Below are 21,863 nucleotides of genomic sequence, written 5' to 3'. Positions count from 1 at the left end.
AATCACTTAATCTTTGTCCTTAGTTATTGACTAATGGCACTTGGAGATTAATGTATGATAATATGTATTTTTAATAAACTTGAAAGCTTTTTATATAGTCATTTTTTTTCTTTTCTAGCTATGGGGTTTTATACAAGGTATAATGATTAATTTATAGGATAAATATATGAGTAAATTTTATAAACAACTAAGCTTCTTGCTTTGTCTAATGTGTTTTGTCCCGCTAAATGCGGCAGACCAACATTTAATTATTGAGCCATCTGATTTTAGTTTTGGTTCACTCAGTAAAAACTCCTTAGTATATCAGCTTGGCGAAATACCAGTTATTATAGATCCTGAAAACAACACAATTTCTTATAAAAAAAATAATTCTTGGGAAGCTCAGGATTTTACAGAATTGCCAAAATTTGCAGCCTATGCCGAGGGCGTGGACAAGATCTATATTGTAGGTGGTATTATTGCAGGCCAGCAGAGTAAAAAAGTTTTTGACTTGAGTCTAGTGGGAGATAAGCTTCAACTAAATCCTCTGCCAGACATGCCTCATGGGGTTTTGAATGCAGGTGCGAGTGTATTTAAAGGTGCTCTTTATGTCTGTGGTGGACTAGAATCTGTTTACGCTAATGAAGCCTCGAAGAAAGCCATTCGTTACAATTTTTCTTCAGACACCAAAGCCTGGGAAAAGCTTGATGATTTACCCGAGGCTGTTTATTCCCCCAGTGTCATCGAAGGTTTTGAAGAATTATTGTTCATTGGCGGTAAGGTTTTTGATCAAGCAGGTGTGGTCGTAAGTACTAATAATGTCATGGGGTTTCGTCTTGCCCCGATTGATGGGCAGATCAAGAAAGGCTGGCGGGAATTAGCGCCAATTCCTCAAACTTTATCAAATAACTGTGTAGCGAAATTGGGGCAATCTCATATCCTATTACTCGGAGGAGAGAGCATTAAATCAAATGAGAAAAGTGAGCTATCCAAGCAGGTTTACTTTTATCACAATATGAGTAATACATGGATGACAGAGTCTGTTGACATGGAAGCGCGAACAAATGCTTTTTTAATTAAGCAGAATGATACTTTTTTGTTATGCGGTGGTCGCAATAGTGAAGGAAAAATTCAAGAAAAAGTCCTAGGAATTCAAGTTCAAAGAGTCGTCAAAAGCTTAGGTGCTATTGATTATGCGGTGATAGTTGTCTACTTCATTATCATGGCCGGTATAGGCGTGTTTTTTGCTAAGAAACAAGATACAGCAGAGGAGTATGCCCTTGGTAATCGTGGGGTTAAGTGGTGGGCCGCAGGTATATCGATGTTTGCCACAGCAGCAAGTTCTATCAGTTTCATGGCAATACCAGCCTTGGTGGCGGCCACGAGCTTGGTACACGTGAGTGGAGTCTTGTTAATTATTCCCGCTTTCTTTGTTTCAGCTTATTTGACCTATCCCTTACTCAGACGTTTGAAAATCACTTCTACCTTTGAATACATGGAATTGCGTTTTGGTAAGAGTTTGCGCATAGTGGGTAGTATTCAGAATATTACTTATCAATTAGCGGGGCGAATGAGTGTCGTTATGCTCTTGCCTGCCCTAGCGATTAGTGCTGTAACTGGCTTAGATATTATGCTCAGTATTTTACTCATGGGTGGCTTAACGACTTTGTATACTTGTTTTGGTGGCTTTGAGGCAGTGATTTGGTCCGATGTTATGCAGGGAGGCATGATGCTCCTTGGCCTCTTGATTATAGCCGTTTTTGGGATATGGGCTTTGCCCGAGGGCTTCACAACTTTTTATGAAGTCAATCAGGCGAACCACAAGCTCAATGCCTTTTTATTTAGTAGCGATATGTCCTTGCCCTTGTTTATCTTTTTTGCTTTAAATACAATCATAGTGCAAATGAACTTTGTTTCAGATCAATCCCTAGCTCAGCGCATACTTTGTACACCAGAAAAAGATGTTCCAAAGTTGGCTGGAGCAATGACGGCATGCAGTATTGTCGTGGCCTTGCTCGCCGGTTTTGCAGGATTAAGCTTATTTGCCTACTTTGCGACTTTCCCTGATAAAATGGATGTGATGATGAAAAATGATAGCATGGTTCCCTTATTCATTGTCCAACAACTTCCCGTGGGTTTGGTGGGGCTCATAATTGCGGCTTTATTTGCGGCATCGATGTCGACACTATCTAGTAGCATGAATAGCTGTGCCGTTTTAATTTCTGAAGACTTTTATAAGCGCTTTAGTAAAAATCCCGACGAGCAGAAAGCCTTGAAAATTATGAAGATTTCTACTTTTGCTTTAGGCGCAATAGGGACCAGTTCAGCTCTGATTTTATCTAGAATAGATACACCAGCTTTGATGCAAGTTTGGGCCGAGATTTGCGCAGTTTTATCGGGTGGCTTTATCGGTGTAGCTATCCTTGGTGTATTCACTCGGCGCACCAACTGTGGTGGAGCAGTTGTGGGTGTTGCGGCGAGTATCATTGTTTCGCTTTTACTAAAAAATTATAGTACAATTCACTGGTCATCATTTGCCGTTTTTTCTACTTTAAGCTGCCTGTTTTTTGGTTATTTTAGTAGCTTTATTCTTCCCGGAAAGAAGAGGGATCTTAGGGGCTTGACGCTGTGGGATATGTATCCTTCTGAGGAAGATGATCAGAAAAGCGCAAATCTTGAGCCTAAAGCAGTAGAAGCTTAATTTATTAGGCACTAATGGTCGATTATTTTTATTAAATATTTGGAGCAAATTTTGGATCTTAATTTAACAGATAAAGTGGTTATAGTTACTGGTGGTGCTAAAGGGATTGGCGCGGCTATTTCACAATCTTTTGCAGCTGAAGGTGCTAAGCTAGTTATCGCCAGTCGTCCTTCTGCAATGGCATCGGAGTTCGTGGAAAAATTAAAAGATATAAGTGAAGTTCTTTATATAGAGGGCGATCTTACCAGTCCAGGAATATGCCAAAAGATTATTAGCCAGACAGTTGAGACCTTTGGTCAAATTGACGTTCTTGTTAACAATGCGGGCGTTAATGATGGCTGTAATATCGATGACTCATTAGACAAATTTAAGCAGTCATTAAATACGAATTTAATTCAAGTTTTCGAGCTGGTTCATTACGCTTTTCCTCATCTTGAAAAATCTAGAGGCAATATTGTTAATATTGGTTCCAAAGTGGCTGAGACTGGCCAAGGTAATGCGACGGGTTATGCCGCCGCCAAAGGTGCAGTCAATGCCCTTACTAGAGAGTGGGCACTGGAGTTTAGAATGAAGGGAATTAGAGTTAATTCAATTATTCCTGCTGAATGCATGACTCCACTTTATCGCAGCTGCCTAGATAGACTTCCCAATCCAGAAGAAGAGGAGCGCCGTATTACGAGTATGATTCCTCTCGGTGAAAGAATGACTACGGCAGAGGAATTAGCTGACCTTACTGTATTTATTGCCTCAAGTCGCTCGTCTCATACCACAGGGCAAATTATCTATGCCGATGGCGGTTATACCCACTTAGATCGCAAGTGTACTGTTAAAGATTGATAGGCCTTCGGGTCGCTCACTTAGTGATGTGTAATCTTGAACTATGAGTCAATAATCTTGGGTCCGTCGAGCAAAACAATTTTTAATTATCTTTTGTTAATTATGTGTCAGCCCTACAGGGTTCCGATTTATTGTTTATGGTATTCCTAGGGTCACGACCCTAGGCTATTATTGTGGCGTCTCTTCAGGACTCATTTTATTGTATATGGTATTCCTAGGGTCACGACCCTAGGCTATTGTTGTGGCGTCCCTTCAGGACTCATTTTATTGTATATGGTATTCCTAGGGTCACGACCCTAGGCTATTATTGTGGCGTCCCTTCAGGACTCATTTTATTGTATATGGTATTCCTAGGGTCACGACCCTAGGCTATTATTGTGGCGTCCCTTCAGGACTCATTTTATTGTATATGGTATTCCTAGGGTCACGACCCCAGGCTATTATTGTGGCGTCCCTTCAGGACTCATTTTATTGTATATGGTATTCCTAGGGTCACGACCCTAGGCTATTATTGTGGCGTCCCTTCAGGACTCATTTTATATAGAAATGAGTTAAAAAATTAGTTTACTAGAAATCTTTTGGCAGGTGTGGGAAAAACAATTTTTAATTGTTAATTCTCAATTTTTAATCTGCTACCTGCTACCTGCTACCTGCTACCTGCAACCTGGTACGCTAATTCTATAAACAAGCAAATCTTTTAATTATCGTTCCAGTTCCACTTAGTGCCAGTGGGTACAATATTGTCTATACCACTTTGAATAAAGTGGCCAATTTCATTTGTTTGCCAAGTTCCTCCCGTGGAGAGTTGGTACTCAGGAGAACTAATCAAAGAATTTGTTTTGATGAAACTGACAGAGCCATCAATAGCAGCAACGTTTAAACCACGGTTGTCATGGTAGCCGGTAGTGATCATATTGAAGGCAAAGCCTTTGATGCCGAATTGCCCTGGATAATCAACGGCATCGGCCCCACCGGATCCTCGGCGATAATTTTCGTAAACAGCGATAGTGTCATTTTCTACCTCATTAAGCTTAAGGGGGTAAGTAGCTTTAAAAAGACCCGCCTTTGAACGAGCTAATTGACTATAACTCGTAGGGGAATCACCCGGGCGCCAGTTGTTAGCGAAATACGATTTAATGCTTTGTACATCTCCCATAGTTCCACCGGTACCAATACTGACGGATAAAGGACTAATGCTATCTACAGCAATTGAGCTAGGGGTATTTTCAACAAATTCTAGAGTGTTGGGACAGTAGGGCATTTCATTGGGAGTATTCATGTAATGCCAACTCCAGAGGTCAAAGCCATTGTAACCATTTTGGTTGCCAGGATTGAGCATGTGGTCCATCATCGTATCGTCATTATCGCCGGCATATAAAAAAATTGTTAGCGCAGTTTGTTTGAGATTGTTCACGCAAGTTACCTGACGCGCCTTAGCTCGAGCTTTACCTAATGATGGCAAAAGTAAGGAAGCTAAAATACCAATAATGGCAACTACCACAAGAATTTCTATTAAACTTATATGCCGTTTTTTCATTATTTACTTTCCTATGCTTTAAATATAATTTTGTATTTATGTGAACGCGATTCAAGACTTGAGTGATAATTATTTATAATTTAATGTATTTTAATAGTTTATAGATAGTATTATATAGAGATTCTTTTTGGTTTGTGCCATTTCTTAGCCACAATCCGAGCTATTAAATTTTACTGCGAATGATAAAAAAACCGACCATAATAATGGCCGATAGTGTACCTAGTCCCTTGAAAAGTTTTTTGTCGTCCATATTCATAAGTGTTTGTTGCAGATCTTGCTGTGGTTTTTTAGATTTAGTGAGGCTGACGAGAGCAATGCTACTTTCGTGATTGTCATTTTCTTTATTTGCTAGACCAGTTTGTCTACGGGGCTTAAGTAGTTTATGTCCATTAGCTTTAGATTCTTCTGTAAATGAATCTTTTTGATTGCCAATGGTGATGGTGAAAGAATTTGCGGTCTCAGCAATTTCGGGTAGGGGGTCGCCGTCCTTAAAGGGGTAGATAATTACTCGAAAAGAGGCCGTAGCTGTTTTGTTTTTAAATTTTAGGTTATGTGGCATTTGTTCAGTTGTCAGATTCATTTTAGCGCGATCCACATCCTGAGTTGGCAAAATATGTTCAAGCACAAATTCACCTTTGCCTTTGTAGCCAAACATTTTTACCATGAGATGTTTTGATGGATCTTTTGGATCAGTCAAAATAGCGGTGTCGCCATTGATTTTATGGAGCGCCATATTTTTCTTTAGATCATCGGGAAGAGCGGCATGCCATATGTACTCGCGTTCTTTGTTATCCTTTTTAAAATCATCGGCAATGATGATGTAAGGGTGATTACCACGAGCAAAAAGGGCGGTTCTGTAGGCGTATTCGAACTCCTGTTTGCCTTTATAATTGACAGGATCAAATTGATCGTAGTCATCATAAACTGGAGCATAAGGACGATCTCCGAGGTACCAATGAGTAAGGTATTGCTTGGGCATATCAAACCAAGGGCGAGGGTCGGGTTTTAAGCGCGTGTAGTTGAGATTTGGCCACTTGTTGTCAATTTGACGATATGATCCTGTGAGTTCACTGCTGAGAATGTCAAATTGTGCATTTTTATTTTCTGCAGCGCCGCTATAGTTTAATGAGCGAGCCATAGTTCCATCTTGTCCTTCACCATCAACTGTGATACAGGAGTTGGTACGGCTGTGCTGGTTAGCCCTACTGCGAAATTCAAACCACTGACGTTCGAGGGCATTGACAACAAAGTAGCCCTTGGTTGGTGCTGAATGACCACCTTTGATAACACGTGGGACGAAATTGAGTTGCAGTGCATCTTTTTCCCAGCTACTGCGACTGATCATTTGACCGCGAAAGTCACTAAAGTAAGCTAGGGGTTCACCGGCTTCTTTGACCGCTTGTTTTAGGTGCTCTTGTAGATTGTCTGGGCCTTTCCAGTCCTGAGTATAAACAGAAGAAATCATCCATGATTCCTGGCCAAAAGTACTAGGTCGGTGTTGTGTATAAGAGCGTGCTCCATCATCTATTGTGTGTTTGAGGTAGTTGATTATGGGATCGTTTGGATATGCATAATGCAGTACATTAATTGGTGCACTAGGGATACCGGCATTGCCACCATTTTTTTGATCATACATGACTGTTTTGTGAGTCCAAGGTAGACCAATATGGAGATGAAATTTAGCTACATTATTATACAGGGCTTTACTTGAAATGATTTTCTCACCTTTAGGCTGCATGCGTGAAAGAACGGACATTTGAGTCGAGTTGATGTTGCTTTTCCCCATACCCTCATAGTGAGCTCCTGATTCAGGGTCGTTCATGATTTCGGCACAATTATTTACTGCTTGAGCTGCTTGATCATAAGTAAATTGACAGAAACCATCTTCACCATAAATGGATTGCAGAGCTATGAGCATATCGCCGGTGATCCATGCCTGCCAGTTTGAGCGATTGGCGTAAAGAGCGGGCATAGCGTACATTCCAATACTCCAATTTCCTGCTGTGGCAGTGGCAATGACTTTGCGTATCGTCCTTTTCTCATCTTCAGTCATCCAATTATAGAGGTAGTCATACATGATTTGAGTTGAACGTCGTCCAAGAATATTGTGATAAGCATGTTGCCAACCCGGATTATTTTGACTACGCCAGTAATCAATAGTTTGTTGTTGTAGTTTTGCGGAAATGATCATTTGCTCTATAAGCTTACGAGCTAATTTAGTATCAGCTTTAAGTAAAGCTTCCAAAGCTAAGGCAATACGGGCGCTGGAACTGTGGCTATGCTCATTAAAAACATATTTTCCGTCGATTGTAAAGGCATCTTTTTGGGCATATTGAGGCTTTTTATCTACCAGCTTGGAGTTGGGAGTATAATTGCTAAGATCATGACCAAATTGAGTTCTAGTATATAGATACATAAATGAATGGTTATTGTTTCCGTGACGACTCTTTAGAAATGATTCCCGAATACGCGGTAAATCATTCATGGTCATATTTAGGCGAGGATGGGTATATGGGGAGAGCTCCTTGCCATCGAATCTATCTTCGGAAAAGTGTTCAGTTTGATAAGTCGGTGTGGGTTTCGGAAAGTTTTTTGCGATAAAGTCGTCTCTATAAACACGAGACGTGTAGGGGTCATAAACGATGCGGTCTTTAAGCGCTAAAGCACCTGTGGGACTCTTGTAGATTGCGGCGACCTCTTCGTTATTTAAGGTCGTATCGTAGAGGGCATAATCGTCGATAATGGCACCCTTAAGGTTGCATAGTAAAGAGGCTTTTCCCGAGGCATCTTTTTCAAGTGGGTGGAGGCTATAGACCGCTAAACGACCATCTACATAGAGTTTTTTAACATTGCCAGTTTTGGCATAGGTAAAAACATAGTGGCTCCAACGTTTATTTGGTTTAACACTTGTTGATCCCTGCCACCATTTAACAATGATGTCAACCAGTCCAGTGCCTTCTGGATCTAGACGATATTTTCGATAGTGATTATTCCAGTAATGCTTACCGTTTTCTGCTTGGATCTTAAGCAGATCCCCTCCTATTTTTCCTTCGCCGTGATAGACCCAGAAAGAGGCAGAAAATTCATTTTTTAGTTCATCGAATTGACCTAGCGATAAAGGGCCATTGAGAATTTTGATAGCCTTGCCAAATTTGCCGTTCTCAACTAGCTCTATGTTCTTTTTATCAAGACTTAGTGCATGTGCTTTAGAACCAAGAGCCGAGAATTCATTATTTTCGATCTTATCAAAAGACCAGTATGAGATCGGCTTGAGTTTTTTATTGTTTAAAGCTGCCGCTCTATCTGGGTGATAAGCGACCATATGTCCTTCAATACGGTCAGGGGGGAGGGTGTAAAGCTTCGCGCTCTTGGGGCCCTTATCTTTGGCGAAAACGACTCCATTGACTAGTTTTTCGTCTTTGCCAGCTTCGTTTGAAGTCGTCAGTTTAAACTTGTAGTCACCGATTTTATTAGTCGAGAAAATTGTCTTGGGATCACTAGCATCCGCAAACTTCCCTTTCGCACCTTTGGGTTGCTGCATAATGCTCCACTGAAATTTAGTTTCTCCAGCATTATTTCCTTTTATAAGCTCAGTTCCCTGCATTTTAAATTGTGCTTTTGAGGAGCTGAACCATGATCCTTCTTTAAGGAAAGTTGTGTAGCCCATACCAGGATCTGCAATGGGAATAGTTTTTTCTTTTACGTAAAAATCTTTTGTGGCCAATTGTTTGATTTGATCAGCATTTAGTGCACTGCTGTAAAGTCTGAATTCATCGAAGTTGCCTTCGGAGCGGTTGTGTGGAGAGCCATTAAGACCAGAGAGTGAGAGCTTAAATTTTGTAGAAGGATTCCAGGGACTTGTATGCTTCACAGTTTGTGCTTTACCATTTAGATAAAAAGTGACTTGTTCAGTTTCATAAACCAATGCCAAATGATTCCATTGCTTAGAACTCATTTTGTCTTTGAAGAAGCCAAGGATCTGCTGTTTGCCATCATTGTCTAAATTAATGCGAAAGCTGTGGTGCTGACCTAAAGATAAAATATTCTTCTTGGAGTCATGAGAACTATGAAAGCTAATCATATGATCAAAGCGAGTTTTATCATCCAAGGGCTTAAATAATAAAGACATGGTCCAATTCTGAGGTAGAGAAAGAGTTTTCTTAGTGGATATAGTACCCCTTACTCCTCGGGGCAAATGAGCTGATCCTTTTAAAAAACCCTCTTTGCTCTGCCAATGAAGTCCACCGTAGCTACCAATTCGATCCCAGTGTACCACGCCATCATTACCGCGACCGGAAGCATCGTATTCAAAAGCTCCGAATTCGTAGGGTGAATCAAATTTCCAATTGAGGAGTAATGAGTCTTCAGCAGATAAGGCCATGGGTAGGACTAGGCAGAGTGCTGAATAAAAAAGATTTTTAAGTATTTTCATGAATAATTCCAAGCTTTTTAATTACTGAATAATGATTTGGTTTTGAGTTTGAGACATATCCTGGATATCGACTTGCGTGATTCCGTTCTCATCTTCTGCAAAAGTGATTTTATCGACCTGATTAGCAATGGTGACCGTTAGCGTTTGGCCACTCCACTTTAACTTAGGTTGTGGTGTCCCTTTTTCATAGGGATAAAGTAGGGTCTTAAAACGTGGGTTAACACTTTTTGCCGTGATGCGGATTTGACTCACCTTGGTGCCCTTAGTGGGGTTGCTAGGATCAGTTCCAAGTTTGGAGTTGAGCAGTTCAGGTTTCTTAGTTAGGCCATCGGCTTGCAGGGCAAGGACCAAGAGCTCATTAGCCTTGTCGACTTCGCCTTTCTTTTTGAGCCTGATGCTATTTTCACTATTCTCAATCATTTCTACTGTGCCCATATCAAAGTTGCCGACCCATTCGTAGAGTCTTTGTTTTTCGTCTTTTTGGTAATCATCGATAATGATGGCGTAGGGATACCTTCCCTTGACCACGAGGGCAGAACGAAAGGCTTTTTTAACTGGGTTCAGGACGTAGAATTGCTGTTTAGAACCATGGGAAATATATAAGGGCTTAGAGCGCCAGCTCGGCATTTGATCAAGTTGTGAGCGATCTTTGCCGTAGACAAAGTCAGCCCATAGGTAGCCCGTTTCCGAGAGTGGCACCGCTTTAGGCTTGCCCGGCTTTTCTTTAAATTCACTACAGGTAAAATCGTAGAAGGCCTTTGCATCACCGGTTGATAAAGTATAGAGGGCGTTATTCTTGTACTGCACGATGTGGCCCGGCAAGTTAGGCCAACTGAAAGAATCGCTGGAGCCGTTACCGCCGCGACCATCGATAAGGATGGTTTGGTGACAGTCATTAAAGTACTGATATTTACCACCGTCGTTGAACCAAGTGGTGCCATTGTGATAAAGCTCAAATGAGTTTACATCTGCGTGCATGTGGCCGAGATTATACTTGTCTTGGCGGCTACGAAAAACTAGATTGAGGGCATTGTCATCCCAGGAACTGCGGGCATTGACATAACCTTTGTCGGGGCAGAGTTGGCTTTCATTTAACTGTAATTGTTTTGCGGCTGCCTTTTGAGATGGAAAGCTTTTTGACTGACTTGGGAAAAGCACGGCCATGAGGTGAAATTGTCCCTGTAATTTGCCATCTTCTTGATGGCTGAGCCATTCTAGCCTTTTGCCATAGAGTGTATTGATGGCGGGATCATTTGGCCAAATGTAGCGGTACAGCCAATCAATGGGTGCCATGCCGGCAATTTTCGGTGAACCATCGCCATGCCCCGTGACCCAATGCATACCCGGTGGCATGCTGCGGAACATCATCATAGCTCCCTTATACAGATTAGTTGTTTCGTAGAGGTTTTCGTCGCGACGGCTTAAAGCGAGAGCTGATAGCGCTGCAGACTCCATGCCCATGCGGAAATAGGTGTAACCTTCGTGAGCATAACCAGATTTATAAAGTCCGTGCTGAGTGAGGAAATGGCGCAATTTATGGGTGGCTTGATCAATTAGGCCGGCATCATAACCTTCTTCCCCCTCAATGGCCAGGGCACAAAGAACAATTTGATCGTGATGGGTGAGCCAGTTTGTTGAGATATTTTTTTTGTCGTCCAGTTTAGCTGAACCCAAACTTTGGCGCCATTTGGACATTTTTGATAAGAGTTTGCGCGGGGCTTTACGTTGATCTTCACTCATATTCGAAGCAAGTAAGTCATAAGCTATAGCAAGACCGCCACTGGCGTCGTGAACGAGCTTATTGGGATAGTTTGGACGATAGTATTTTAGATGTTCGTGGGCAGCGCGAGAAAGAACTATGGCTAATTCATTAAGCTGATCTTGATCATTTTTAATGAGGGCAATAGCGGCTGCACCGCCTAGCTGGCCGTAGAGCCAGCTTTTTCCAGCCCAGTAAGTTCTGGTGTCATTACTACCGACAACAAGTTTGACGTCCACATCCTTTTTACCTTCTTTAAGGCCTTGGTAAGTTATACCGATATTACTTTTCGGGTTGAAAATTGAATGGGCATACATGGCGCTGAGGTTTTTGGCTGCTCGCTGGGCGTAGGGGTCGGCCATGAAGCGTAGGCGAATTTGTGGTAAATCGGCGGCATTGAAAAAGAGGCGAGGGTGCTGACCGGCAGGTGGCAGTTGACCGAGTTCTCTTGTAGCGGGTACTTTGTTCTTGTAAAAGACCACCGCGAGCTCGTCGGAATTGGACTTTGCGATTCCCGCAGCTTTTGCAGTGAGGCGAAAAATGTAGAGCTGATAATCGGGATTGTGATGATCAATACTCAGCGGGCCAAAGTTCACTTTTGTTTGAGCGGAGTTGGGGTCGTCAAAAATTACTGGACCCGGGCCGTCAATTAATTGCCATTGGTAAGTTAAGTTACTGTCTTCAGCTATGTTTTCTCCTAAAAGAATAGCCTCTTTTTTTCGAGTAAAAATCATGTCTTTCCCCGCGTTAATTGTCGGCTTTTGCGCACTTAGCAAATGATCCGCATTGGGGCCGTTAAATAAGTAGGAGATTTCCTCTTGATTGAGTGAACGATCAAAAACGGCGATATCATCCAATTGTCCAGGGAAGTTGATTTCTCCCTTGCGACCACGATTTCCCCAAAGTTGGCAGTGATCTGTTCTGGTTTTGATAAAAGACTTATCGAATGTATATGACTTTTGCATAGCTATTTTTCCATCAATGAAGAGAGTCACATTGTCGTAATCCTTGCTAAAGTCAGCATTGATGAGTACATGGTGCCATTGGTCATCAAAAAGCTTGCTGAACTCCGTGTTGGGTTCGGTGTTAACACCCACCAAATCAGCCAGGTTTATGCTCACACCTTGACTGTATTTGTGGCTACTCATGGAGATGATACCATTACCAAAAAAGCTGCCTTTGTATTCTTTGGCTTTGAACCACAGGCTCATGGCTAGGCCCTTGGTGCGCTTGACGTCACCCAGACGAGCAATATTGAAGCGATTGTGGACTTTTACACTGGACTTAGTATTATTGAAGTCCCAGCTTAGGCCTGTAAAGGGGCGAGCACCTTGCTTAAGTTTGGGCAGGATAGTGGTATCTGCAATTAATTCTGCAGAACTTGCTTTTGCGAGTTCCGCAACACCGGCGGATTCACGATTGGCAGGGGAGTCAAAAGCTAGCAGGTAAAGCGGGTTGAGCATGAGGGCGTAGTGATTGTCACTCTGTTGCCCCACTTTAATAGTGACAGTGTCTGAAGAAGAGAGTTTGCCATAGCTTGTGCTAAGTTTAAGGGTGTAGAGGCCTTCTTTGCTAAAGCGAACTGCCGAGTTGGGCTGAGTAGCTTGTTTGAATTGCACGGTTCCGGGGCCGGAGATCTTTTCCCATTTGACTTTGACCCCGCGCAGATGGTCGCGGCCAGGAAGTTTAATACGCGGTTTGAGCTGATAGCTCTCTTGAATTGCATTCAGTTCCACTGCATCACCAGCATAGACATCTGGAGCGGTGGCGGGGTGGACTTTTACTTGCAGGCTTTGGCTTTGATGGCCTTTGACTTTGAAACTTAGGGTATAATCACCGGGCTTAGAGAATGTGACTTTAGCATTTGTGCGAGTCTTGTTATTAATGCTTACATTGCCAGGACCGGAATTTTTTAACCAAAGAACTTGAGCATCTGCAGGTGCGATAGCATTGAGTTGAAGTGCTTCAGGCAGATAGTGAACTTTTGCGGAGCCCGCAAAAACAGGGCCATGATACATTTCTAAAATTTGATCGGCATTCAAAGGGTAGTCATAGACGGAGACATCGTCCAAAGCACCAGGAAAACTATTACCGCCATTAGAACGGGCACCGATAAACATTCTTTTCGCGTGATTAAAAGATTTGTTGGAGGCGCCGTCATTGGCCGTGACGAATTGGCCATCTAGGTAGAGTTTGACGTTCTTTCTGCGACTTTGATAATCCACCGTGATAACAATATGGTGCCAGTTACCATCAAAGGCGATGTCTCTTTGCTCCATGTATTTGGTGAAGCCAACACGAAAGCCGGCACCCATATGGCCGCTAAGTCCGCCATAACCCCAGCCGGAAAGACCCGGTTCAAAAGCCGGATGACCAATAATGCGATGATTTTTTTGGATTTGGTCTTTGTGCAGCTTCATCCAAAAAGCAAGAGAAGTTCCCCTGGTGTTATTGATGTCGCCAATAGTGGCTAGCCTACCACTGTCGATTTGAGTCATGATGGAGCTACCTACATTAGAAAAATCTAATGCCTGCCCCAAGAAATCTCTAGCACCACTTACTTGCTTTGGTAAGCCCTTAGTTTTATCCCCGTTTACGCGAACCTTGTATTGACCAGAAGTTTCCTTAGGTGGCTGTGATTCAATGTCCTGGTCCAGAGTCCAAATCGCCACAGGGTCGTAACGGTCTAGGTAATGGGGTGTTGCGTTTTGAGCAAACAGAGATGAACTAAGTATAAGAAGTAGAGTAAAGAATTTTTTCATAATAAAGATTAGAGTTCCGCTAGTTTTTTGTTATTGCGGCGGATAGAAACTTTATTGCGACCATTGTCTTGCATGGTGAAAGATATCACATCCACCTGCTTGCCAATAGTCACTGTGACTTGATCACGGGATTCATTCCATTCATACTTTGGCAATTTGGCACCCTTGTAATGAGGGTAGAGTAGGACTTTAAAGTTGGGCTCAATCGCACGGCTGGGAATCACTAAGCGTTTCTGAAGTTGAAAGCCGCGACCCTTTGGCCAGCCACGGGCATCTTTGAGTTCAAAAGTTTCTAGTCGAATTTGAGGGTTAGTATAAATATCTTCGGGAATGGTGCGATCCAGTACACTCACCAAGCACATGGGGACTTTACCGCCGATTTTGCGCTTGAGGCCTGGCTTCATTTCCACATTGGGGTGACTTTCATCAAAGAGCATGATTTCGTGTGTGTTAATTGAGGCGATCTCGGTGTTCGGCGTGAGCATCATCAGCCATTCGTAGAGGCGCTCTTTATCATCTTTCTTGATATCGTCAGTAATGAGTACGTAGGGATATTCGCCTCGAACGAGCATGGCGCTGCGAAAAGCTTTCTCTACAGGATTATGCTCAATACGCAAAGGACGGGCATATTCATCCCAGATTCGCGGGTCACCCTTTTCAAAGCCCTTGTAGAACTTTTCCAGCTTGGGGTGACGATCGACGTGGTCCTGCCATTTAAAGTCGGGATTTTTTGCTAGGAAGGCATCGGCTTTCTTTGTAAAGTTTGCGTAGCGAGCAAATTTTCTACGGGGATCATTGAGGTCGACATAACCACAGAGCTCGCCAGGCCAGCGCCAAGCATGAGAATAGGCGGTATCAACTGCGGCAATAGTTACATCTTCATTGTCTTGCATGCCAAGCCAAGTGGAAGGCGGTGTGAAGTAACCCTGTCCCTTACCGTCGATGATGACGAGACTGTGGTGACGGCCTTCTACTGAACGAAAGCGCTCATCAGCCCAAACACGTCCTGCACCTGTGAGCGTGAAAGCCCCCTTGTCGGCGTGTTGGTGATTGGGGGCATGACCATCGTCACGCGCTTCGAATTGCAACTGCAATTGATCGGTCCCCCATTTATCACGAGTGATAAGAGAGTTGCGGTCCGAGTCAAAGAAAGTTTTGGCTAAACCGAGCTTATCACCATCATTATAGTCCTTTTTAGAACTATCTGCCGCAATAATCAAATCCATGTGGGGGTAAGAGTTATAAAAAGTCTTTTTGTTTGGGGGTGGGAAATTGCCGTTTTCGTCTAGAGTCACTTGGTTGGTACGTTGCAGAACATAATCAACCACTGGGTCATTGGGGTAGAAGCGTTTGAAAGCTTGCATGGTCATAGTGGAAGGACCACCTTGACCACCGTCACCGTGACTAATGAAACGTTGACCGGAGTCATTGCCCTTGCCAAAGGCGTTGGGTTGCGATGATTGAGCGTACCAATTGACGGAGTTTTTCCAGCGATTGAGGTTCCAGATATTGTCACCGCGACGTGCCATGCCAATAAAACCTGGAATGGCCCAGCGCAAACCAAATTGTGAATAGCCTATGGCCTCATCTGAAGAGCCCATATCAGACCAGCCGTACTTGACGAAGTCGCTAAGGATTTCTCTGGCGTGATCTATAACGCGTTGATCATTGCCAGGTTCACCTTCAGTGGCTAATGCTGTGAGGTAAAGACCGCCGGAACCAATGGCAATCCAGTTCCAGTTGCGGAAGTGGTGGGGCATATGTGAACCCATGGTCGTCTTGCCAAAATGATATTTATTTAATGCTTTGCGGCAGTTGGAACGTTGCTCTTCGTTCATCCAATGATACGCATAATCATACATGAAGGCAAACCAGGGTTCACCATCAATTGCAGCACGTCTATTGCTGCGCCAGACATCGCCGTTGAGCTGAATGGTCTGTTCATTTAAACGAAAACCGTGGAAACGATCAGGCGTATTATATTTATCTGTGCTAACCTTTCCTGCTTTGAAACTTTCATCCATTGCTACAAGGCGCTTGTAGTAGATTTTTGAAAGGGTAGAAATAGCCGCGGCAACTTCTTTGCCCATTTTTTCATCTTCGCGAATTAATGAATCCAATGCCTCAGTCATGAGCACATAAGCAAAGCCGTAGCGATGACTGTATTTTTGTTTACGGGGAAACTTGCTTTCCTTTTTCATGATTTTCATTGCTAAGTCTTCATTGCCAGCGGCTAGTGCTTTCAGTAGCTCATAGGATTCAGAACCCTTGTTGCGGATAGACTCTTTTTGATTGACAGTAATCTGATGATAAGCATAAGCTCCTGCGAGAGTGTTTTTGATGCCGTCGCGAATTCGTGGAAGATCTTCTGGCGAAATAAGTATGCGTGGGTGAATTCCAGGAGCAGGGACTTTGCCAAAGGCATAGGGGTCGAAATTTTTATCATCAACTTTACTTAAGTCAACTTTTGGAGAATTCGGCCACATGTATTCGCCATCGAGGATTTGATCAGCAGTCTGTTCTCCAGGCAGTTGGGCCATGGGTTTATCGGCATTCACTGTGAGAGTGCTCAAGAAAGCAAAAGCTAAACCAGTTGTAAGTAAAGTTTTTTTCATATGAATTGTCCTTAAGGTAAATGTGCTAAAAATTAAGCACTATATATTGGTATCTTGTGTATTACAATACGTATTCTAAACAATGTTATTGTGTCAATTTTTAATTCAATTAAATAAATTTTAAAAAGGCTAGATAAATAATTTTAGAACAACACTAAATTTTTTTATTTAGAGCAGGCTTAATACCAAGAAAATACTGAGAAGTCCACAAGCTTAAGAGTTGTTTATAAGAGCTAAGTCTTTCTATTTTGACTAATTACTATTGACAATGGCAGTGATATTTAAGCCATTATCCCCCAGGGGGCATCAGTATTCGCCGTGCTAATAGCAAGTAGGTAGCTTATTGGTGCAACGTGGTCATCTAGTTAAAGAACGTTGGATTTATCCTCATGGCGAGAATCGAAATTACCAGGGTAAACGCCAGCGTCTTGATTGTTTTGCTCACTGTAATGAAGAAAGTTAGAGGGTGAGCTGATCATGTTATAAGAAATACCTCGAAAGCCAAGGCTATTGCCACTGCCACCTCCTATCCCATTATGTCCATAAACAAGATCTGCTCTGATGCCATTTGTCGTAGCTGCGGTTCTAGCAACTGCTTCATGACAGGCCGCATTGACTTGGAAATTATTTTGATCTTGGCGATAGTAAGGATAATATTCTTTGAATTCACTGTTTTTGTACCACCAATTTCCATTGTTATCTCTATAAGGAACAGGGTAATTATCCCAATTATCTCCATAAATAAAATTAGCCATGCCAAGAGTTTTTAAATTGTTTTTACACAAGACGGTTTTAGCTGTACGTCGAGCTTTCCCTAAGACAGGTAAGAGCATAGAAGCTAAAATACCTATAATTGCAATTGCAATTGCAATTAAAACTTCAATCAGAGTGAATTTTTTTAACTTTATCATTGCTTACTATCCTGATTTTTGAGTTAAAGTAAAGTGTAGTTCAGTGAGTATTTTTACTTTAAATACTCTGTATGCCTGATTGTTTATTGATGACTTTGTCATAGATTTTTAGTTCATCTATAAGACCTTCATAATGCTGTTCAGTGACCGATTTATCGCCATCATAGTAAGCGGCTCCAATAAGAATGTCTTGATGGTTATATTGCTCTTTCTCGGGGCATGGAGATGTATCAATTAAGACATTATCGATGTAGAGTTTAACTTCCTTCTTATCGCGTGTCACTAGTATGTGAATCCACTTTCTATTGTATTTTTGATCTTTGAGAGAGTGCATAATTCTATGGTGAGTTCCCGCCCCGATACTTAAGGTGTACTCCTGTTTAAAACGGATAGAAATCCCCTTGTGGCTACCAATACTGATAAGGTTCTCGTACGATTTTTTAATATCTGATTTTTTGGGCTTGATAAAAAAGGACACAGAGACGCCCGAATGGCCCTTTTTGAAGGGAGTGGGTAAATTGATCAGGCTTGATTCGCCATCGAAAGAGGCCGCTTTTCCCTCTTTGCCTCTTGTGAGTTCGATGTTTTTAAAAGTTTTCTTATTTAACTTATCAAAGTCTTCTTCGATAAGTGCTTTATCAGCTAAAAGGCTGATGTTAAAAAAGATAATTACGAATATGAATCTCATTGTATATCCTTGGTTTTAATTAGGGTGTGTAGTGACGTTTGGAAATTTTATTGATGAGTTTGTGCAGGGACTGAACCTTTTCGGGATGTTGAGTCGCCAGGTTTTTCATTTCCCCTTCATCTTTTTCTAAATTATAGAGTTCAAAGCGTTCAGCGGGACTTAAATCTTTTTTGCGATTGGCAATGAGCTTCCATTCTTTGACGCGAACGGATGACCAAGATTTCCAGGCATTAAATATATAAGGACGTTGCGCCTGCTGATGGCGGTTCCCCAAAAGGCTAGGAAGGTAGCTCACGCCGTCACTATGCTCAGGAGTTTTGATGCCCGCCACATCACAGGCAGTGGCCACGAAGTCACAATAAGCACTAATATGACCTGTTTTCTGACCTGCTTGAATAGTTTTAGGCCAGTAGGCAATAAAAGGTGTGCGGGTTCCTGCTTCATAAATACTGCGCTTATCACCTCTGAGTTTGCCAGAACTCTGAAAGAACTCCAGCGTTTGACCGCCTTCGGGAGAAGCGCCGTTATCGCTACCAAAGAGTACGAGGGTGTTTTCTTCTATTTTGAGTTTTTTGAGTAGATCTAGTATGCGTCCCACATCTCGATCCATGCGACTGATCATTCCGGCGTAGGCGGCGTGGGGGTATTTTTGTCCGCAGTAACCTTTGACGTACTGACTGCCATAGCCGGGGTCTTTTGAACCGCCGCCACCGATAATTTTTGGAGTTTCAGGCCAATTGAGTTTTAGATAGGGTTCAACAGAATCATGGGGTACAGTGATCTCTGCATGGGGGATAGTGTAGGGCAGGTAGAGAAAAAAGGGTCTGTCTTTATTTTCTTCGATAAACCCTAATGCGTCTTTGGTAAATTCGTCGTGACTGTAAACCCCATCGTGTTTTTCTTTGATATAGCCGTCTTCCGTAAGTAAGTTCTTGTTGGTGGGGTAATGGATTTTTTCGCCATTGCGCCAAAGGTATTCGGGGTAATAAAAGTGTGCGAAGCCCTGATTATCGTAAGTGAAGACATGATCAAAGCCGTGTTTTTCGGGGCTATTGTCGTGGCCTGGACGACCCTTCATACCCCATTTGCCAATCATCGCTGTCTTATAGCCGGCATTCTTAAGCAGCCCAGCAATAGTGATGGAAGGTATTCTATCACCCATGGGAAGGTTGGCGATATGTTTTCCAGTCATGAGAACTTTGCGAGACATGGTACAGGTGGTGTAACCCGAGTAGTGATTAGTAAAGCGAATGCCACTAGCAGCCATTTTGTCCAGTTCAGGAGTTTTGATTTTTTCTTGACCATAAGAGCCGAGTTCACCATAGCCGAGATCATCTGCTAAGATAAAAATGATGTTGGTCTTTGTGTCTGAACTTAAAGCGCTTAAGGAAATAACAATCAAGAGATATTTAAAAATGGATAACATGAACTTGGTCCTCGGATCTGATTAGTATTATAATAAGTATTATATATTGTAATAATTTTACTTTCAAGTAGTTTTTTTGAAATAAATATTTAATTTATCTTGCAGGTAATAAACAATATGGACTTAGTGATCGATTTCTTTTGTCAAATCAGTAATGATAAGGACTCGACTTAGCCTATTTTTGACGTTTTCCTTATTTGCAAATCAGGATAAATACAGGAGATTTTGTATATTCATGAGAGACTTTTAAATCCTTTTTTGACTTTCTTGACATAAGAAGTTTCAAAAGTAAAAATGGATCCAGGTGAAAAAATAATGGAGATAAGAATTTCATGAAGAATGTACTCATTGTTTCAGGTGGTTGGTTGGGGCACAAGCCCTATGAATTTGCCGATTTTTTTGAACAGCTCTATAAAGATCAAGATTTTGAAGTGATCCACAGTCATACTCTGGATAGTTTTAATGATTTGAATTTTTTAAAAAGTTTCGACATTCTTATGCCCAATTGGACCATGGGGGAAATAAGTGATGAGCAAGAGCATAATATTTCCGAGGCTATAAAATCTGGCGTTAATTTAGTGGGCATTCACGGTGGTGCTGGCGATGCTTTCCGTTCCTGCTTAACTTATCAGTGGATGCTTGGAGGTCAGTTTCTAGGTCATCCTTATGTAGGAGAATACGAAGTGCGGATCACGCAAAAAGACCACCCCATATGTCTTGAAATAAGCGCTAGTTTCACTGTAAATACAGAACAGTATTATATGCTTACAGAGCCTTCAATAGAAGTTTTGGCAGAGACAAGATATATCTACGAAGGTCAGACAATGATTATGCCAGTTGCTTGGGTGAAAAACTGGGGGCAGGGCAAAGTCTTTTATTCAGCTTTGGGGCATGAACCGTCCGAATATGATGTGTACCCCGAAATGAAGCAATTATTGACTCAGGCCATTAGGTTTTTGACTTAGTCTTAAAGATCGCTCAGGAATTGATTCAAGAATTGAAATCAGAGCTTAGATGACTTGTGATCGTTTGTAATAATGAGTGCTGTTTTCATTTCTCGTCATCCACATATCCAAATCGAAGTCGGGCTGAGCACTTATATAGCGCCAAAACTTAATGCGATTGAAGAGCTCACGACGGTGACTTTGGCCATGCCATAGATAAGTTTGATTAAGAAGTTTGGATATTTCAGGATCATTAAGATCTGAAGTATCAAAAAGTCTTTGCTGTTTCTCCATGGGGTTAAGGCGCAATTTAAACATATAACGAATTTTATTTTCGCTGATATTTGGCTGAGCCGCATGCCAGAGGCCAGTATGCCAAACCAGAACCGTGCCGGCTTTGCATACCATTTGTTGCATACCCCGTATGTGTTGATAGCGTCCGATAGTGCTCTCGTTGACTTTTCTAAAATGGCTCGAAGGTAAAAAGCGCGTGCCTCCCATCTCCAAGCTGGTATCTTGAGGGTAAAGAGAGATCTGAATATCGAATTGATGATCTCTCCTGTCGTACTCAGCATCTTGGTGCAGGTGTTGCAGGCCTTTTCCGGGGTGAGTCTTATGGGGAAAGTGATGATCATAGCGAGGCTTTTTTCCTACGAGGCTATGAATGATTTTTATCATGTCAGGATGATGAATGATTTTTCCTATGGAACTTTTTTTATCCCAAACATCCCACAATAACTGTCCCTGAGGCTGGTATTGTTTTGAATCGGGGTTTTCCATATAGCTAAAAAATTCTTTACAGAGGTCTTTATCAATCATTTCATCAAAGCGTAAAAATCCTTGCTTTGTGAATAGCGCCATTTCTTTTGAATTGAGTAAATTATTCATGAGCTTTCTCCACAATTTTTTCTAAGACAAATTCAAATTCAAGATAATCGGTTTCAAGCTCATTGCCTTTTTGCCTTCCCAGTGACGGGTATTGGATGACTCGCCAGCCATCACGCATGGCATCGAGAACTGTTTCGTAAGGCATGGGCGTATCCACTTCATGGGGAGGCATATCATCGGAACTGCCATCGTACATTGAATAGCCAATAAGGGCTGCATCGGGATAGCTATTAGCCGTGTAGAGTATGAGTAATTGCTGACGTAATTTTGACATATTATTTTTCTCCAACTTTGTAGACTATTGAAATAACTTCAGCTTAACTTGCGAAGGTCGCAAAGTGAAGCAAAAAGAGTTTTGATTTTATCATTCATAAAGGACCCTTT

At 42.1% G+C, this 21,863-nt stretch carries 12 protein-coding genes; 3 read left to right on the top strand and 9 right to left on the bottom strand.

The window, feature by feature from the left end:
• Nucleotides 1-166 precede the first annotated feature (166 nt).
• A complete protein-coding gene (locus LNTAR_RS05415; RefSeq protein WP_007277637.1) occupies nt 167-2,680 on the top strand; it encodes a sodium:solute symporter in 2,514 nt (837 codons plus the stop codon).
• Between the two features lie 51 nt (nt 2,681-2,731).
• Nucleotides 2,732-3,517: an L-fucose dehydrogenase gene (locus LNTAR_RS05410; protein ID WP_007277636.1), complete on the top strand. Its 786-nt coding sequence runs from the start codon at nt 2,732-2,734 to the stop codon at nt 3,515-3,517.
• A 697-nt stretch (nt 3,518-4,214) separates the two neighbouring features.
• On the opposite strand, the gene LNTAR_RS05405 is transcribed toward LNTAR_RS05410, so the two are convergent.
• From LNTAR_RS05405 to LNTAR_RS05375, 7 genes are all read right to left on the bottom strand, one after another.
• Entirely contained in the window at nt 4,215-5,054 is an 840-nt protein-coding gene (locus LNTAR_RS05405; RefSeq protein ID WP_007277635.1) for a type II secretion system protein, read from the bottom strand.
• A gap of 163 nt (nt 5,055-5,217) precedes the next feature.
• A complete protein-coding gene (locus LNTAR_RS05400) occupies nt 5,218-9,486 on the bottom strand; it encodes a LamG domain-containing protein (protein ID WP_007277634.1) in 4,269 nt (1,422 codons plus the stop codon).
• A 21-nt stretch (nt 9,487-9,507) separates the two neighbouring features.
• Nucleotides 9,508-14,007, bottom strand: coding sequence for a laminin G domain-containing protein (locus LNTAR_RS05395; RefSeq protein WP_007277633.1), 4,500 nt, complete (start codon nt 14,005-14,007; stop codon nt 9,508-9,510).
• Nucleotides 14,008-14,015: 8 nt separating this feature from the next.
• Entirely contained in the window at nt 14,016-16,622 is a 2,607-nt protein-coding gene (locus LNTAR_RS05390) for a hypothetical protein (protein ID WP_007277632.1), read from the bottom strand.
• 365 nt (nt 16,623-16,987) lie between these two features.
• Nucleotides 16,988-17,533: a DUF1559 domain-containing protein gene (locus LNTAR_RS05385; RefSeq protein ID WP_007277631.1), complete on the bottom strand. Its 546-nt coding sequence runs from the start codon at nt 17,531-17,533 to the stop codon at nt 16,988-16,990.
• A gap of 58 nt (nt 17,534-17,591) precedes the next feature.
• A complete protein-coding gene (locus tag LNTAR_RS05380; protein WP_007277630.1) occupies nt 17,592-18,221 on the bottom strand; it encodes a LamG domain-containing protein in 630 nt (209 codons plus the stop codon).
• A gap of 19 nt (nt 18,222-18,240) precedes the next feature.
• Nucleotides 18,241-19,647, bottom strand: a complete 1,407-nt coding sequence (locus LNTAR_RS05375) for an arylsulfatase (RefSeq protein WP_007277629.1) — start codon at nt 19,645-19,647, stop codon at nt 18,241-18,243.
• A 332-nt stretch (nt 19,648-19,979) separates the two neighbouring features.
• On the opposite strand from LNTAR_RS05375, the gene LNTAR_RS05370 reads away from it, so the two are divergent.
• A complete protein-coding gene (locus LNTAR_RS05370) occupies nt 19,980-20,612 on the top strand; it encodes a ThuA domain-containing protein (RefSeq protein WP_007277628.1) in 633 nt (210 codons plus the stop codon).
• Between the two features lie 45 nt (nt 20,613-20,657).
• Here the strand turns inward: LNTAR_RS05370 and LNTAR_RS05365 are convergent, their stop codons facing one another.
• On the bottom strand, nt 20,658-21,479 hold the full coding sequence (locus LNTAR_RS05365) for a phytanoyl-CoA dioxygenase family protein (RefSeq protein WP_007277627.1): 822 nt from the start codon (nt 21,477-21,479) through the stop codon (nt 20,658-20,660).
• Nucleotides 21,472-21,753 (bottom strand): hypothetical protein, encoded by a 282-nt coding sequence (locus LNTAR_RS05360; RefSeq protein WP_007277626.1) that lies wholly within the window; start codon nt 21,751-21,753, stop codon nt 21,472-21,474. Before LNTAR_RS05360 ends, LNTAR_RS05365 begins: the two co-directional genes overlap by 8 nt.
• Nucleotides 21,754-21,863: the final 110 nt, after the last annotated feature.

Origin of the sequence: Lentisphaera araneosa HTCC2155 (assembly GCF_000170755.1) — a bacterium.
Classification (GTDB): domain Bacteria; phylum Verrucomicrobiota; class Lentisphaeria; order Lentisphaerales; family Lentisphaeraceae; genus Lentisphaera; species Lentisphaera araneosa.
Note: the sequence above shows the minus strand (reverse complement) of the source record. Positions and strands in the feature narration are given on the sequence as shown.

What these genes read in the sequence shown, in the direction of transcription:
- LNTAR_RS05365 (WP_007277627.1), bottom strand. Translation starts at nt 21,479, where the DNA reads ATGAATAATTTACTCAATTCAAAAGAAATGGCGCTATTCACAAAGCAA.
- LNTAR_RS05385 (WP_007277631.1), bottom strand. Translation starts at nt 17,533, where the DNA reads ATGATAAAGTTAAAAAAATTCACTCTGATTGAAGTTTTAATTGCAATT.
- LNTAR_RS05370 (WP_007277628.1), top strand. Translation starts at nt 19,980, where the DNA reads ATGAAGAATGTACTCATTGTTTCAGGTGGTTGGTTGGGGCACAAGCCC.
- LNTAR_RS05360 (WP_007277626.1), bottom strand. Translation starts at nt 21,753, where the DNA reads ATGTCAAAATTACGTCAGCAATTACTCATACTCTACACGGCTAATAGC.
- LNTAR_RS05415 (WP_007277637.1), top strand. Translation starts at nt 167, where the DNA reads ATGAGTAAATTTTATAAACAACTAAGCTTCTTGCTTTGTCTAATGTGT.
- LNTAR_RS05390 (WP_007277632.1), bottom strand. Translation starts at nt 16,622, where the DNA reads ATGAAAAAAACTTTACTTACAACTGGTTTAGCTTTTGCTTTCTTGAGC.
- LNTAR_RS05405 (WP_007277635.1), bottom strand. Translation starts at nt 5,054, where the DNA reads ATGAAAAAACGGCATATAAGTTTAATAGAAATTCTTGTGGTAGTTGCC.
- LNTAR_RS05380 (WP_007277630.1), bottom strand. Translation starts at nt 18,221, where the DNA reads ATGAGATTCATATTCGTAATTATCTTTTTTAACATCAGCCTTTTAGCT.
- LNTAR_RS05395 (WP_007277633.1), bottom strand. Translation starts at nt 14,007, where the DNA reads ATGAAAAAATTCTTTACTCTACTTCTTATACTTAGTTCATCTCTGTTT.
- LNTAR_RS05400 (WP_007277634.1), bottom strand. Translation starts at nt 9,486, where the DNA reads ATGAAAATACTTAAAAATCTTTTTTATTCAGCACTCTGCCTAGTCCTA.
- LNTAR_RS05375 (WP_007277629.1), bottom strand. Translation starts at nt 19,647, where the DNA reads ATGTTATCCATTTTTAAATATCTCTTGATTGTTATTTCCTTAAGCGCT.